Origin of the sequence: Streptomyces sp. HUAS ZL42, from assembly GCF_040782645.1 — a bacterium.
Lineage (GTDB): Bacteria > Actinomycetota > Actinomycetes > Streptomycetales > Streptomycetaceae > Streptomyces.
Window position 1 is genome coordinate 9,758,825 of sequence record NZ_CP160403.1, and the last position, 14,782, is coordinate 9,773,606.

General features: G+C 71.0%; 12 protein-coding genes. All 12 read left to right on the forward strand.

Going from position 1 to position 14,782, the window contains the following annotated elements:
• Positions 1-56: 56 nt before the first annotated feature.
• Genes ABZO29_RS44765 through ABZO29_RS44820 form a run of 12 tightly spaced genes read left to right on the forward strand, consistent with a single transcriptional unit; the run spans position 57 to position 14,774 of the window.
• Entirely contained in the window at positions 57-881 is an 825-nt protein-coding gene (locus tag ABZO29_RS44765) for a BTAD domain-containing putative transcriptional regulator (protein ID WP_367325927.1), read from the forward strand.
• Positions 878-3,613, forward strand: coding sequence for a peptidoglycan-binding protein (locus tag ABZO29_RS44770; protein WP_367325928.1), 2,736 nt, complete (start codon positions 878-880; stop codon positions 3,611-3,613). Before ABZO29_RS44765 ends, ABZO29_RS44770 begins: the two co-directional genes overlap by 4 nt.
• Positions 3,610-4,710: a hypothetical protein gene (locus ABZO29_RS44775; protein ID WP_367325929.1), complete on the forward strand. Its 1,101-nt coding sequence runs from the start codon at positions 3,610-3,612 to the stop codon at positions 4,708-4,710. Before ABZO29_RS44770 ends, ABZO29_RS44775 begins: the two co-directional genes overlap by 4 nt.
• Positions 4,707-4,964 (forward strand): hypothetical protein, encoded by a 258-nt coding sequence (locus ABZO29_RS44780; protein WP_367325930.1) that lies wholly within the window; start codon positions 4,707-4,709, stop codon positions 4,962-4,964. Before ABZO29_RS44775 ends, ABZO29_RS44780 begins: the two co-directional genes overlap by 4 nt.
• The gene (locus ABZO29_RS44785) at positions 4,954-5,787 is read left to right on the forward strand and encodes a hypothetical protein (protein WP_367325932.1); all 834 of its coding nucleotides are present in this window, start codon (positions 4,954-4,956) and stop codon (positions 5,785-5,787) included. Before ABZO29_RS44780 ends, ABZO29_RS44785 begins: the two co-directional genes overlap by 11 nt.
• Positions 5,784-7,196 carry a S8 family serine peptidase gene (locus tag ABZO29_RS44790; RefSeq protein ID WP_367325933.1) on the forward strand — a complete coding sequence of 471 codons (1,413 nt, stop codon included), beginning with the start codon at positions 5,784-5,786 and terminating at the stop codon, positions 7,194-7,196. Before ABZO29_RS44785 ends, ABZO29_RS44790 begins: the two co-directional genes overlap by 4 nt.
• The gene (locus tag ABZO29_RS44795; protein ID WP_367325934.1) at positions 7,189-9,087 is read left to right on the forward strand and encodes a hypothetical protein; all 1,899 of its coding nucleotides are present in this window, start codon (positions 7,189-7,191) and stop codon (positions 9,085-9,087) included. Before ABZO29_RS44790 ends, ABZO29_RS44795 begins: the two co-directional genes overlap by 8 nt.
• A gap of 10 nt (positions 9,088-9,097) precedes the next feature.
• Positions 9,098-10,141 (forward strand): hypothetical protein, encoded by a 1,044-nt coding sequence (locus ABZO29_RS44800; RefSeq protein ID WP_367325935.1) that lies wholly within the window; start codon positions 9,098-9,100, stop codon positions 10,139-10,141.
• Positions 10,123-11,280 carry a hypothetical protein gene (locus ABZO29_RS44805; RefSeq protein WP_367325936.1) on the forward strand — a complete coding sequence of 386 codons (1,158 nt, stop codon included), beginning with the start codon at positions 10,123-10,125 and terminating at the stop codon, positions 11,278-11,280. Before ABZO29_RS44800 ends, ABZO29_RS44805 begins: the two co-directional genes overlap by 19 nt.
• A complete protein-coding gene (locus tag ABZO29_RS44810; RefSeq protein ID WP_367325937.1) occupies positions 11,277-12,131 on the forward strand; it encodes a hypothetical protein in 855 nt (284 codons plus the stop codon). The genes ABZO29_RS44805 and ABZO29_RS44810 overlap by 4 nt, the downstream gene beginning before the upstream one ends.
• Position 12,132: 1 nt before the next feature.
• Positions 12,133-13,605 carry a hypothetical protein gene (locus ABZO29_RS44815; protein WP_367325938.1) on the forward strand — a complete coding sequence of 491 codons (1,473 nt, stop codon included), beginning with the start codon at positions 12,133-12,135 and terminating at the stop codon, positions 13,603-13,605.
• Positions 13,602-14,774 (forward strand): hypothetical protein, encoded by a 1,173-nt coding sequence (locus ABZO29_RS44820; protein WP_367325939.1) that lies wholly within the window; start codon positions 13,602-13,604, stop codon positions 14,772-14,774. Before ABZO29_RS44815 ends, ABZO29_RS44820 begins: the two co-directional genes overlap by 4 nt.
• The last annotated feature ends 8 nt before the right edge of the window (positions 14,775-14,782 follow it).

Here is a 14,782-nt window from a genome sequence, read left to right on the forward strand (position 1 = left end):
GTTGACGCCGTGATGACGCTGAAGCAACGCATCGTGGACGAGGGCAGGACGCGGGCGTGGCATTGTCGGTCGGCATGGATCCCTCCTCGGACACCGTGCTCGCGGTCCCGGCCGGGCAAGGACGGACGGTCGTGGGCGGCCACGAGCACCGACGCGCCACCGGCCCGCGACTCGGGTTGCTGGGCGGGTTCGCTCTCAGGTCGGGATCGCGTTCGCTCTCCGTCGGCCTCGGCCCGAGACGGTTGCTGTCATTTGTGGCGCTGATGAGGAAACCGGTGATGCGGCACAGCGCCGCGCTCCACCTCTGGCCGTACAGCGATCACGAGCGGGCGGCCGGGAGTCTCCGGTCGGCGCTGTCCGCGGTGCGTCTGGCGAGTCCCGGTCTGGTCGAGTGCGCCGGGACGAGCCTTGCGCTCGGGCGGGGGGTGACAGTGGACGTCCACGTGATCACGGCCATGGCCCAACGGGTCGTCGAGGGATCCCCACTGCCCGACCGCGCCGCCGTCACCAGCCTGCTGGCTGACGCCGACCTGCTGCCGGGCTGGTCCGAGCCATGGATCGAACCGGAGCGGGAGCGGCTCAGGCAACTGCGCCTGCACGCCATCGAGGCACTCAGCACGCGCCTGCTCGACCAGGGGGACGTCCCGGGCGCGATCGAGCTGGGTGTGGCGGCCGTCGCCGGGGGACCGTTCCGGGAGAGCTCGTACCGCGTCCTCATCCGGGCTCACCTGGCCGCGGGCGACGAAGCCGAGGCGTTACGTCAGTACGAGTCCTACCGGCACACCGTGCGCCGTGAGATCGGCATCGTTCCGACCCCGCGGCTGGAGGCGCTGATGGCACCCGTCCTTGAGCCGCGGGCGCGGAACTGGAGGACCAGATGACGTTCGGTAACGGAATCCTGCGCGCCGGGTCGACCGGGGACGAGGTCGGCGAACTCCAGCAGTGGCTGATCGACCGAGGGTTCCTGGTCGACCGCACCACGCCCACGGGCGTCTTCGACGACCCGACCGAACACGCGGTCAAGGCCTTTCAGTACTCTGCCGCGATCGAGGTCGACGGCCTGGTCGGCGAGGGCACGCGCACCGCCGCCGACGGCTTCACCGGGACCGCCGCCACCTCCGGCTGGCATCCGTGGGCCGTGCGCGACATCCAGCAGGCCAGGAGCGGCGGCTCCTTTACGACGAGCACCCGCCGGGGCGTCCTGCACACCACCGAGAAACCGTCCGATGCGCTGCCCGCCTTCGACAACCCGCCGCACTTCACTATCGGCCGCGACGGTCCCGGCGCGCCGGTCACCGTGTGGCAGCACTACCCGGTGACCTTGGCGGCCAAGGCCCTCAAGCGCTCCGACACGGTGCAGACCAACCGGCACGGTTGCGTGCAGATCGAGATCATCGGACGGGCCGAGAACTCCCCGCGCCTGGCCACGGCCGACCCCGAACTTTTCCAGGGGCTGGGACGGCTGATGCGCTGGATCGAGACGGCCACTGGAGTCGGCCGGGTGTCGCACCACGCCTTCGCCGGGGAGAGCGCCTACGGGCTCACGGGGGCCGTTCGACTGGACGACGCGGCCTGGCTCGACTCCGCAGGCTGGCTGGGGCACCAGCACGTTCCCGCGCCCAACGTGCACTGGGATCCCGGCCTGATCGACATCGCCGGTCTGCTGGCGGTCGAACCCGAGACGGGGCAGCTCGCACCGGCAGCGCCGGGGGCGGAGGAACTCGCCTTCACCGCGGCCCCGGTGAGCGCCCCGAACGGTCACCCGTGGATCCGGGCGACCACACGCCGACTGACCAACTCCTTCCCCAGCCTCACCTTCGCGCTGGACTGCGCGGGACTGCCGTACTACGAAGTGGTCCTCACTACCGACCACACCCTGTTCGCCCCCGAGCACAGCGCCCGCCGGACCCCCGAGAACTTCTATGCCGGACGGCAGGACGGCCTGCGCAGGGCGAGCCAGGCCCAGGGGCGCTACGTGGCACCGGTACAGGTGATCCGCGCCTTCGCCGACGCCACCCCGTCCGGCGGGCAGATCTACTACACCCTCGTCGGCTACGCCGACCAGCTGGGCGCTGGAGCGGTCCCGGCCGCCGACCCCGTCGCCCTCTCCCGCTCCGCGCCATCGGTGGCCATGGCACCGGGATTCGCCGGACACACACTGACCGAGTCGCTGGGCGTCCCGCTCGGCATGCTCCGCCCCGGTGCGCGCCGGGCTGGGGCCGGGTATCCGCAGGCGGCGGAGCGCAGGGCACCGCTGCTGGCCCACGGCGGTCCGCCGCGCCGGCCACAGACCCCCGTACATGCCGCCGCCGCACCGGCGCGTCCCGACCCGGCGACCGACCGGGCTGAGGGTGAGGACGGCTACGACTACCGGATGTCCGTCTCCTCCCCGGTCCCGGACATACCTCCGGAGCTGCGCCCTCCGCCCCCGGCGGCCCCTGGACCGTCGGTCCCGCCCCGGCCCGCCCCGTCGGCGCAGGCGGCGGCCGACCTCATCGGCTACGAGGACGAATGGGGGGAATGGCCCGAGGCCACAGAGCTCGGAGGTGGCTTCGACAAGCCGGAGGAGGAGCCCGCTGCCCTGCTGGGCGTCGAATCGCCCGTCTACGCGGCCGACGACGAGTACGACGAACTCGGCGCCGGCAGCCGCGCCTCCGCGCCCTCGGCACCCGCCCCGGTCATCGCGGGGTCTCCGGCCGACTGGCGTCCCGCGTCGCCCATGCTCACCCCGGCGCAGAAGAGGGACGTCGTGGAGGCTTTCGTCGGGCCCGACCGCGAGCTGTACGCCGCGGTCAACCCGGACGGCGAGTACGCGGGCCGGGCCGGCACCGACCACCCGGCCTACCAACGCCACCATCTCGGCCTCTCGTTCGGGCTCGGCGGTTTCTCCCAGGACTCCGGAGAACTCGGCCAGCTCCTTACCCTCCTGCGGGGGCGGAACGCGGACCTGTTCGCCGAGTTCTTCGGCCCGGCGTCGGGCGAACTGCTCGCTGTCACCAGCCGGCCGGGACCCTTGTCCCGGGACGTCGAGGGCGGCCGCAGTGTGCGCGTGCAACCGGTCGACGGGGTGGACCTGTGGGAGGAGCCCTGGCTGTCCCTATTCGCCGCCGCGGGCGCCGCACGAGTGTGTCAGAGCGCCCAGATCGAACTGGCCGCCGGTCTGTATCTGGATCCCGTGGTGCGGTTTGCGGCGGACCTGGGACTCGCTACGGAACGAGGGCTCGCCATGATCTTCGACCGGGTGGCGCACCGGGGCGTCACCGGGGGACTGGCGTGGGTGATCGAGACCGTCGGCCCGCTGCAGACTCCCGTGCTGCTCCAGGCCGCCCTGACCGGGCTGGGGTTCGAGGACGTGGAGAGCTTCCAACGCTCCCAGCCGGACCTGCTGGTGGACCAGCAGTTCGGCCCGCTGACCCATGCGGCGCTGGCCGGGGCGATCCGGGGGCGGCCCGATCTGGTGCCGGGGAGCCCTGTGCCGGTGCTGAGCTACCGTCAGATGGTGGACACCCTGGCCCGGCGGGCGACCGGGCAGCCCTGGGGCGACCGCATGATCCGGCTCAGCCGTGACGAGAGGGTCGGCGACGAGCTGCCCCTGGGAGACCAGGCCGTATGACCACGGCCAATGACCCCGCCGCCGTCGTCCGTGCCGTGGGCACGGCGCTCGAGGCATCGCCCGCCTTCAGAGCACTCGACCCCGCGACGCGGCGGGAACTCACCGGCTCTCTGGACCGGATCGGCGGATACGTCGGTGAGGGATCCCGGGCGCCGGTTGACCCGCGGCCGCAACCCGTTTCGCGCAGCACGGCGGCCTCCGGCGGGAGCGTGGGGCGCGTCGGCGAAGTGGCTCGCGCGACGCTCAACGCGATCGACTTCCCGTCCTTCGTGGCCGCCCTGGTCAAGGGCACCTTCCAGGCCATCGTCGACGCCACCATCCAACAGATGGAGGCCTACGCGACGCTGCTGCAGGAAGTGGCCAAGACCGTCGACGACTACATGCGCGACAACGTCACCGACGACGCGGCCAAGGACTACTTGGTCGACCGCTACTCGGACGTGTTCCACAAGGACACGACGACCGGCAGCGCGGCACTCCGGGTCGACCGCACCCGCCTCACCGAGCCGCTGCCGACCTTCTTCCAGGACCTCGGCTTCGAGACGTCCGACCAACTCGACCCGGACTCGGTGGAACAGGTCGTCGTCCCGGCCGTGCGCAGGTCGATCGCGGAGCAACGCCACCAGACGCTGGCCACGATGGTGCTCCTGGGACTGAACCGGATCGTCGTCAACGACGGAGAGATCAACGCGAAGCTCCAGTTCCACATCGACGCCTCGGAGACGACCGGCATCACCTTCGACTCCACCCGCAACAGCCTCGGCACCCTGGCGGGCGGCTCGACGCGATCGCGCTTCTCCGGCCAGGGGATCATGGTCAATACCGCGAGCGTCAACGCCCAGAGCGACATCAACCTCAGGACCGATCTCACCGGCGAGGTCAAGGTCAGGTTCAGCACCGACTACCTGCCACTGGAGCGGTTCGCCGACTCCAACGCCATCCAGCTCATCAACGAACACGCCACCGTGCCCGTGACCGAGCGCCCTCAGGCGCCTGAGGCCCCGAACGGCGCGGCCCCGGCGCCGCCCGCCCAGCCACAGCCTCAGTCGCTCCCGGCCCGGCCGCCGTCGGACGACCCCTGGAGTCCGCGCTCATGAACTGGCCGGAACTGCATCGCACCCTCGTCGACCTGGTCACGGCGATCGAGCCGGCCGGCGGCGAGGGGCTGCGGATCGACTCCGCGGAACTGCGTGTTCCGCTGGAGGCGACCACAAGGACCGGCCCCGACGGTCTGACCTTCTTCGCCAGAGTGCCGCAGTCGCAGTGGCAGTCCGGCTTCCAGCCGGTCGTGCACCAAGGACACCTGGTGATCGGCCCCGTGACGGACGAGGAGGGGGCCGATGAGCGGTGACGGCAGCTTCCGCGTCGAGGAGTTCCTCGAAGCCCTCACGTCCCAACTCGACCGCACCCAGGACGCGTTGCGTCTGAAGGCCGTCAACAGGCCGCTGACGTACGCCATCAAGGACTTCTCGCTGACCCTCCAGGTGTTCGTCGAGCTGGACGAACAGGGAGACGTGCGGCTGCGCAGCTCCGGGCCGAACGAGACCGGGGCCAGCTCCGTCTCCATCGGCTTCACGACGATCACCCGCTCGGCGATCGACGAGAACACCATCCGGCTGTCCGAGACACAGGGTCCCTCGCTCGACGAACTGGGGATCCCGCCTGAGGACCAGCGCCGTCTGGAGAAGATCGGGGTCCGCAACGCCGCCCAGCTCAAACGGCTGAGCGCTTCCTCCGGGGAGGGCGCGGTCGCCCGCTTCGCGAACGTGCCCGTGAACCGGCTGCGCGCCGCCCTCCAGGCGAGCAGACCCAGGGTCGACCGACTGACACCGGCGCCCGCCCCCGAACCGTCCGAACCGGCAGCGCCGCCCGCACGACCGGCGCTCGACGACGCCGTACGAGAACCTTCGCTGCGTGTGCCGCGGGGGACTCGACGGCTGCGCCTGGACGGCTCCAACCTGAAGGCGCTGCAGAACGGCGGAAGCGCCAGCCTGGAAGGAATGGCCGTGCCGGTCGTGGAGGCGAGCGACGATCACGTGGTCCTCGACCTGGGGGATTTGGTGCCGCGCGGCCGCCTGGAGCTGGGGTTCGCGGATGCCGAGACCCTCGCGTTCCAGCTGGAGACCGAAACCGTGACCGAGCCGCGCTCCGACGACCCCTGGAGCCCGGCATGACCGACCGCCGCCGCACCGCGCACGTGGTGCTCACCCTGGAGCCGGGCGCCGGTCGAGGGCATGTCCCGGCCCACCTCGACGTGCTCGTCGGCGCGGCCCGCTCGGCGTCGACACTCGACGGCGGCAGGATCGACCGCACGCTGACGGGTGCCGCCGGCGCGTTCCGGGCCACGGCACTCTTCCCCTCCCGGCGCAACGTGGGGAGGGTGGGGGCCCGGGGCAGCGGATACGACGCCCTCGAAGAGAGCCTCGGTCTGTCGCGGACCTACCGGTTGCGGCTGGCCGATCCCGCGGCGGCCGATGCCGTGGTCGAGCGTCTGCGCGAACTCCCGGGCGTCGCGTCGGCGGCCCGCGAGCTGCTGGCCACCGCCCCCGGGACGGCGACCGGCGGCACCACCGCACGGACCGCCGCGCAGCCTCCCTCCCAACGGGAGATCGAGGCCCCGCACCGCCTCGTGAGGTCCGCCGAGGCCCTGGCGATGGAACCTGGCGACGAACGCGTGACCGTCGCCGTCGTCGACACCGGGATCGCCCTGGGCCACGCCGAGTTCCAGCGCAAGCTGCTCATGGGCTATGACGCGGTCGACCTGGGCCTCGGCCGGATCAGCTCCACCATGACGCTCGTCGGCGACAGCAGCGGACGTGACTTCTCGCCCTCCGACGACGTCGGCCACGGCAGCCATGTCGCCGGAGTCATCGCCGCGCAGGGCTGGCAGCTCCCCGCCGGCACCGCGGGACGCTCCCTGCTGCTGCCCGTCAGAGTGCTGGCCGGAGCGCTCGACGAGGGTGACCGGGGCGTCGTGGGAGTCGGAGCCGTGGGAGACATCGACGCCGGATTGAAGATCGCGTGTGATCTCGGCGCCGACGTGATCAACATGAGCTTCGGGACCCCCGCCACCGACCTGGATCCGGCGAGCCCCAGGCCGCACGCCGCCGTGCTGGAGTACGCCACCCGGCACGGCTGCGTACTGGTCGCGGCGGCCGGCAACTCCGGCCTGCCCGACGTGTTCTATCCGGCCGCCGACCGGCATGTCATCGCCGTGGGGTCGGTCGGGGCACGCGGGCTCCGGTCGCCGTTCAGCAGCTACGGCGCCCCGATCACGCTGAGCGCTCCCGGCGAGAACGTGGTGAGCGTGGGCCGACGCGGCTACCGGCGCAGCAGCGGCACCTCGCACGCGGCTCCCTTCGTGGCCGGCGCCGCCGCCCTGCTGGTGGCACGGGCCCGGCGCCGTGGCCGGCCGGTCTCCGCCGCCGCCGTCACCGAGCTCCTGACCCGCTCTGCCCGTCCCTCCGCTTCACCGGCGCACGAGGTGGGTGCCGGCGTGCTGGACATCGCCGGCGCGCTCGAGGCCTTCGACTCCGGCTCGTACACCTCCGCTCCCGCGGCAGAAGGAGAACGCCATGGCTGACCGACCGAACGTGCCGGAGCGGCTGGCCCTGCTCGCCTACCAGACGCTCTACCCCGGGCTCCACCCGGACGTGGGGACTGCGGAGTTCCAGGCGATCGCCGACCGGGTGCTGAACATCTGGGACGCCGCCGACAAACCACTGCGGCAGCGGCTGCAGCGCGTGCGCACCAAGGTCGACGACTCCGTACGGGACAACAGTGCTGAACTTCGCGGACTACTGGTCCAGTTACTCGCCGCCGCCATGGACGAGCCCACCTGGCAGGACACCCCGGAGGAGATACGGCACGCACGCGCCCGGCTGGCGCTGGGGCGGCCCGCCGGCTCCGACGAGCGTCACGTCGAGGAATGGTGGAGCGCATCGGCCACCGAAGGAGGCGCAAGCGACAAGAAGGGAATCGACATGGCCGACAACGACGGAATCTACCGGGGAGAGTACGACTACGACCCCCGGGGCCTGCCCGAGACGTTCGACCCCTCAAAGTACAGGTCCGCGATCTATCAACTGGCCAAGGACCGAAACGCCGACCCCCAGAACGACCCGCTCGACAAGGCACAGGCGGCCCACGTCGCCGGCTCGCTGCTGCTGGGGAGCTACGACGAGCCGACGAGCCCGGGGTTCGAGGACGCCTTCGTCGAGCAGTTCAACGAGGGCTTCGAACTTGTCGAGACCGTGGACGTCAAGAAGCGATGGCGCCGACTGGATGTCTATGCGCGGGTGGCGTACCAGATCAACCGGTTGAAGGCCGCCAATGACACCAAGCCCACCGTCCAGGAGATCTCCGCGGTCTCCGACGAGGTCATCGACCGCGGCCCGGTGGACGACAACTTCGTCGCCAAGGTGCGCAGCGCCCATGACGACTTCGTGGCTAAGACACCGGTCTACGACTCCCTCGACCTGCCCGACATCGTCACCGACGACACGGCACAGGCGGAGGTGGAGCCCGCCAACATCCGCGCGGTCGGCATGATCTACGCGACCAGCGAGCTGGAGAACACGCAGCTCATCGCCGCCTGCGACCAGGCGGCACAGGACTGGTCGGACGGGGTGCTGCCGGTCGGCGAGAACTCGGGCCGGCTCTTCGACGCGTACGTCTGGAACGCCCGTGACCGGCTCGACGCGGCCGCCCGGCAGATCCAGTACGAGCGGATCGAGGAGCTGTCCGCACACATCCTGCGCTTCTGCTCCGCGACCTCCGAGCGCGACCGCGCCCAGTACCTCAGCGAGTACCTCACCCCGGGGGACGGCCGGCCCAGTGCCCAGCCACGGGACGCCGCGGTCCGCAAGACGGCCCGCGACCTGCTCGCCTACGCCTCGCTCCACGGCTGGGCCTACACCCAGTTCGCGGCCAAACGCGTCGGTAACCAGGTCCGCCAGTGCGTCGCCATCATCCAGCATCCCGAGGTGCAGAAGGCCTACGGCGTCCAGGGGCCCTGGCAGGTCGTGGAACGGGTGGCCGCGATGAACAACGGTGCGGTGCCGGAGATCTCCAAGCACCGGGCGCTCGCCAGCACCGGCAAGGCCATCCTCGATCTGCTGGCGTCCAAGGCCAAGGACATCGCCGCCAGCCTGCCCAAGGACCCGATGTTCCCGCCACCCTCCAAGGCCAACGGACAGCGGTCGGTGTTCAGTCGGGCCGAGTACGACACCCTCCTCAACCTCGTGGAGAGCTGGCTCGCGGCGAGCACGGTCAACGACCGGGAGCGTCTGGAGGCCTCACAGCCGGCCGAGGTGAAGGGCTCACCCTCACTGCCCTCCTTCGGGGCGGGCGTCAACAGCGCGTCGTCCAACGGGTTCGACGCGGAGGCCGTCAAGAACCAGCTGCTGCAGATGGTCTCCACCGGTCAGATGCCGACGGCCGACCAGGTCCAGCAATTCTTCAACCACGGTTAGGGGGCGGGCGATGACCAGCGCCGCCACGGGAGCCAAGCGACTGCTGTCCAGCGCCAGCCGCATCCTGCGCACCGCCGACCCGGTCGAGCAGCTGGCGCCGTTCATCGACGAGTCGCTGCACCTGCCGCCCGGGGCCGCGGAGTACCGCCGGCCGCACGCGTTCGAGACCCACTTCTCGGAGCGCACCCCGCGCCGGCTCGAACTGGGCATGACCATGGGCGATCCAGAGGCGACCGTCCTGGACAGGGTCGGTGGCGCCACCCGGGCGATGCGCCTCATCACTGGCCGGAACTTCGGGCCGCAGGCGGTGCGCTGGCTGGACGGCCGTACCGAGGCCCTGCGCACCGACCACGGCGACGCGTGGGTCACTTCGGGCTTCGACCGCGACGGGGTGCAGGAGGCACAGGTCACCTACAGCTGGGGTCCGCAGACCACCGATGCCCTGGCCCGGCAGATCCACGACACCGTCCAGGCGGCCATGGACGCGATGCCCTCGCTCCGGCCCGCACTGACCACGGTGCGGTGCGCCAGGACCTTCGGCAGTCAGGAGGTCTCCTTCCGGGTCGAGGGCGCACTGCGGCTCTCCGAACTTCGGCCGCTGATGGACCGGTTGGGCCTCGGGGACCAGCACACCAGGGTGGTGAACGCGCTCGCCTTCGTCCTGGGCGCCCGCTTCACTCTGCCGCCCGACACCGCGCTCATCAGCCTGAGGCCGACCCGGGCGGGGATGGAGATGCGGCTCGACGTGGACCTCGAAGGCATCCCCGACGTACCGGCGAACGTGAGCTCACTGCTCCAACTGCAGCTTGTGGAGCGGCCGCAGAGCCTCGCCGCGCTGGAGCAGTGGGTGGTGGCCATGACACCGCAGAGCAACCTGTCGCCGGGCTCCCTGTCCGTGCTCTCGGTCACCGCACGTCCTCACGGCGGTCCGTGCCTCGCCCTCGACATGCGGCCCAGCGTCGTGACGGAGGAGTCCACCCCTGCGCCTGCGCCCCGGCCGTCGACCGTGTCCGCCGCTGTCGCGGGACGCTCTCCATGGGACCCGCGGTCATGACGGCGGCCGTCCCGCCGACGGTGCCCTTGGTTCGCGAGCAGGTGCGCGATGTGCTGCTACGGAGCCCCGCCTACCGTGCGTTGGACGAACCCCAGCGGCGCCGGCTCGCGCACGACATGGTCAACGTCGGCCAATACCTCGCCGATGCCGGCGGGCAGACGGCAGGGGCGCCGCTCGGGGTGCTGACGAGCGAGGACGCCGAGCGGGACTTCGGGAGGGACGCGGCGAGGGCGCTCGCTCAGGACACGGGGTCACCGCCGGACACGGCCGGTGCCCGCTTCGCGGGACAGGGCGGTGCGGTGGCCGCCGCGGCAGGCACCAGGAGTCTGGCCAACCTGGTGTCGTCGGTGGACTTCCCGGCCTTCGTGTCGGGGCTGATCCAGGGGGTCTTCCAGGCGATCGTCGACTCCTCGATCCAGCAGATGGAAGCCTTCGCCGAACTGGTGAAAAACGTCTCCAAGAGCGTCGACGAGTACATGAAGGACAACGTCACGGAGAATCAGGCCCGCGACTACCTCGCCGAGCGCTACCCGGACCATCTCCAGGTCGACCTCTCCACGCCGACACCTCAGGTGAAGCCCAAACCGGCCGCGGACGAGAGCAACCTGCCCGACTTCTTCAAGGACCTGGGACTCGACATGCCGGTCGAGTCGCTGGACGAGGAGACTCCCGAGCAGGTGCTGATGCCGGCGGCACGGCAGCAGATGGCGATCGACCGCCAGCGCATGCTCCTGATGATGGTCATGATGGGGATCAACCGTCTCGTCGTCACCGACGGATCCATCAAGGCCGCGGTGATCTTCGAGCTGGACACGAGGGACTCCGTCACCGCGAACGGGACACGGGCGACGAACTTCGACGGCAAGAGCGAAGGGAAGAGCAAGAGCGGATTCTTCTCCGGATGGTTCTCCCCGACCTGGGAGGAGAAGCACACCAGCCAGTTCACCGTCACCACCACGCAGACCGACAGCTCCGAGGCGAGCGACGAACTGAAGGCGAAACTCACCGGCGACGTCAACGTGCGCTTCAGGAGCGAGACGTTCCCGCTGCAGGACATGACCAAGTTGCTCGGACTCCAGGAACCGACACTGCCGACCAGCGGGCCCCGGCCGCCCACCGCGGGGAGCGGGACGGCATGACCGGACGGGTTCTCGACCTGGGCGCATCCATCCTGGCGGCCGAACGCGCCGGCAGATGGCTCACGCCCGTGGCGAGGGCCACCGCCGAAGACCCTTTCCGCCTCGAACTGCCCGTGATCGGCACCGACGGCTCCGCGGACATCGACGCCCGCACCATGGAGATGCTGGGCGGCCTCTACCTGATCGCCCAACTGGAGCAGACCGGCATGCTGCGCGTCGCCGAACTGCTCATCGGCAGCAGGTTCGAGCTGGACATCACGTCCGCGTCGGCGGCCGAGCTGCTGGACCGGCTCGCCGTCGAGGCACGCGAGTGGTACCCCGCCGAGGCCCGGGACCAGCTCTACGCCCGCGTTTTCGGACTGGGGCGCGCGAGTTCCGGGAACGCCCCCGACAACCGCGAGTTCGGGCAACTGCTCGTCGGGTTCTGCTCCGCCGTCACCGCGTGGGGCGCGGCCGCACACCTGTCCGGCCCGACCGGCTCCGCACGACGCGGCGCCGTCACCCTGGCGACACGTCACCTGCGCACCAACCTGGCGGTGCGGCAGCACGGCAACACCGTGGCCGCCGCCCGCCGCATCGCGGCGCAGGTGCGGGCGAGCCACGAGCTGCTGGGGCATCCGGGAGTGCTCGCCCTCGTGGCCGGCTCCGATCTGTGGGACGTCGTACGAGCGATGTGGCAGGGAGAGGCACCAGACATCGACCGCCATGTCCTTATGGGCCAGTCCGGCCAGCAGCTCATCGGGTGGGCCGGCTCGCCGCAGGCCGACACGGGCGAGCCGACGGCCTCCGTGCTCGAGGCGGCTGAACTGTGGCTGCTGAGCACCGGCTTCGCACGCGAGGGAGCGAGGTGAGATGACGTCACCTCCCGCCACGGCGACGGCCCTGCCCAGCCCGTTCGACGATGTGCCGAACCCCTCCGGCATCCAGCCGGCGAGCGCCACCCGGCAGTTGGTGCGCGACCAGGTGAGGGCACTGCTCTCGGCCGCGCCCAGCTTCCACCAGCTGTCCGCACCCGACCGGGCCTCGATCGAACACCACATGGTCAAGGTCGCCGGGTACGCGGCCGAGTGTCTGCGCGACGACTGGGCCCAGAGCGGCCGACTCGGGCAGCGCCCGGTCAGAGTCGTACGCCCCGTCGCCGCACTTGCCGCGGCCGACGAGTTCGCGCCCGCCGCCGCGGACCAGGTCGCCAGGATCACCCGGGCGACGGTGCAGGCCATCTCCTTCCCCGAGTTCGTCGCGGATCTGATCCGGGGCAGCTTCAAGGCGATCGTGGACAGTTCGATCCAGCAGATGGAGGCCTACACCCGGCTGCTCGAGGACGTCGCCAAGACCGTCGACCAGTTCATGGCCGACAACATCACCGACAACCAGGCCCGGGACTGGCTCGTGCAGCGCTACCCGGCCGAGATCGCGCTCGCGCCCGGGGAGGCCCGCCTGGTCGCACCCCACGGCACGGACGACGACACCTCCCCGGGCTGGCGCGAGGCGCTCGCCCTCCCTGACGACGTGGACGTCGGGGACGAGGCGGCGTACGAGGAGGTCCTGGTACCGGCCGCCCGCCGCAAGCTGGCGCAGAGCCGACTGCAGACACTGTCGATGCTCGTTCTGATGGGCATCAACCGGATCGTCGTCAGCGGGGGAAAGATCCGGGCGACGATGTCGTTCCACGTCGACACCACCGACCGCGCCGCCCAACAGCGCGCCAGCGACTTCGACTTCAGGACGTCCGCCTCGGGGTCGTACGGTTTCGGGCCGTGGTCGGCGTCCGCCTCGGTCTCGGTCGGATACGTCAACTCGACTCGTACCCAGAGCGACAGCCAGCTCAATGTCGCCGCGGATCTCACCGGCGAGGTCGAGATCCACTTCCGGTCGGACGTGTTCCCGCTGGAGCGGTTCGTCGACTCGGGCGGAGCGGACGCGATCCGAGCCAACACCCCCGTGCCCGAGAACAATCCACCGCCCTGGGGGCAGAGCGCGCCGATCCGGCCCGAGGTGGCCCCCCGCGCTCCGCTGACACCGGTACGCCCCATCGGCGAGATGCCCGCACCACCGGCGGCTCCGGTACCTCCCGCACCGGTCCGACCCGCTCCGGCGAATCCAGTGGCCCCCATGAAGCCCACGGCACCCCCGAAGCCGGCAGCCCCCGATAAGCCGGCGGCACCCTCGAAGCCCCCAGCCTCCGCGGAACCGACGGCCTCCCCGAGGCCCGCGGCGCCCGCAGAACCGCCGGCGACCGTAAAGCCGGAGAATCCTGGCGCGCCCGCGAAGGCCGAGGCTCCCGCCGCTATCCCCACCGCCCCGGCACAGGAGCGCGGATCATGACCAGTCGACAGCTCCCGGCCGACGGCACCCCCTGGCAGAGCCCCCTGCACGGCCCCTTCGCCACGCGCCCCGATCCCGCTGGCGTACGCGTCACTCCCGCCGTGGAGGACCTGGTCGGCACGCAGGTCCGCGCTCTCCTGCAACGCAGCCCCGCCTACTACGACCTGGCCGAGGAACGACGCCGGGCCATGGAACACGATCTCACCAAGATCGCCGCCTACAGTGCTGCCCTCCTGCACGACGGCTTCGGGCAGGCGCAGCGCATCGGCCAGACCCCGGTGCTGCGCAACCGGAGTCAGGCCCCGCGGGCCAGGGCCGCGGCCGACGACACCACCGGGTTCGCGCCCCGTGCCGTAGGGGAGGTGGCATCGGTCACCCGGGACACGCTGGACGCGATCGACTTCCCGGGCTTCGTCGCCGACCTGATCCGCGGCACCTTCGACGCGGTCGTCACCGCATCGATCCAGCAGATGGAGGCGTACGGGGAACTGCTCGCCAACGTGGCCAAGACGGTGGACCAGTTCATGGCGGACAACATCACCGACAACCAGGCCCGCGACTATCTCGCGGCCCGCTATCCCGCGCACATTGCGGTGGACGCCTCCGGCGAGACCGCGCGAGCGCGTGCCCGCCAGGGCGCGGGCGATCTGCCCCGGCCCGACTTCCGGACCGATCTCGGAGTCGAGGAGGACACCGACCTCGACGACGACACCGTCGAGAATGTGCTGGTGCCCGCGGCTCGCAGGCAACTGGCCCAGAACCGGCACCAGGTGCTGTCCACGATGGTGCTGATGGGCATCAACCGGATCGTGGTGACCAGCGGCCGGGTCCGGGCGAAGCTGGACTTCCACATAGACGCCCGGGACACGGCGGCCGCCGAGAGCGCCAGCCAGTTCGACGCCCGCCACGACTCGGTGGCGGCCGGATGGTTCGGCTTCGGCGGCGGCGCGGCCCGTACGAGCGTGGCCTACGTGAAGACGGCCAAGCAAGTCAGTTCCGACGAGATCAACGTCGACGTGGACCTCAGTGGAGAACTCGACCTCAAGTTCAAGAGCGAGACTTTCCCGCTCGAACGGTTCGCCGACACCGACGCGATCGGCCGGATCCAGGCCGCCACCCCCAACCCGGCCGCCAATCCGGTCGCCGCGCCGGGCCGGCCGGACCAGTGAAGGTGCGA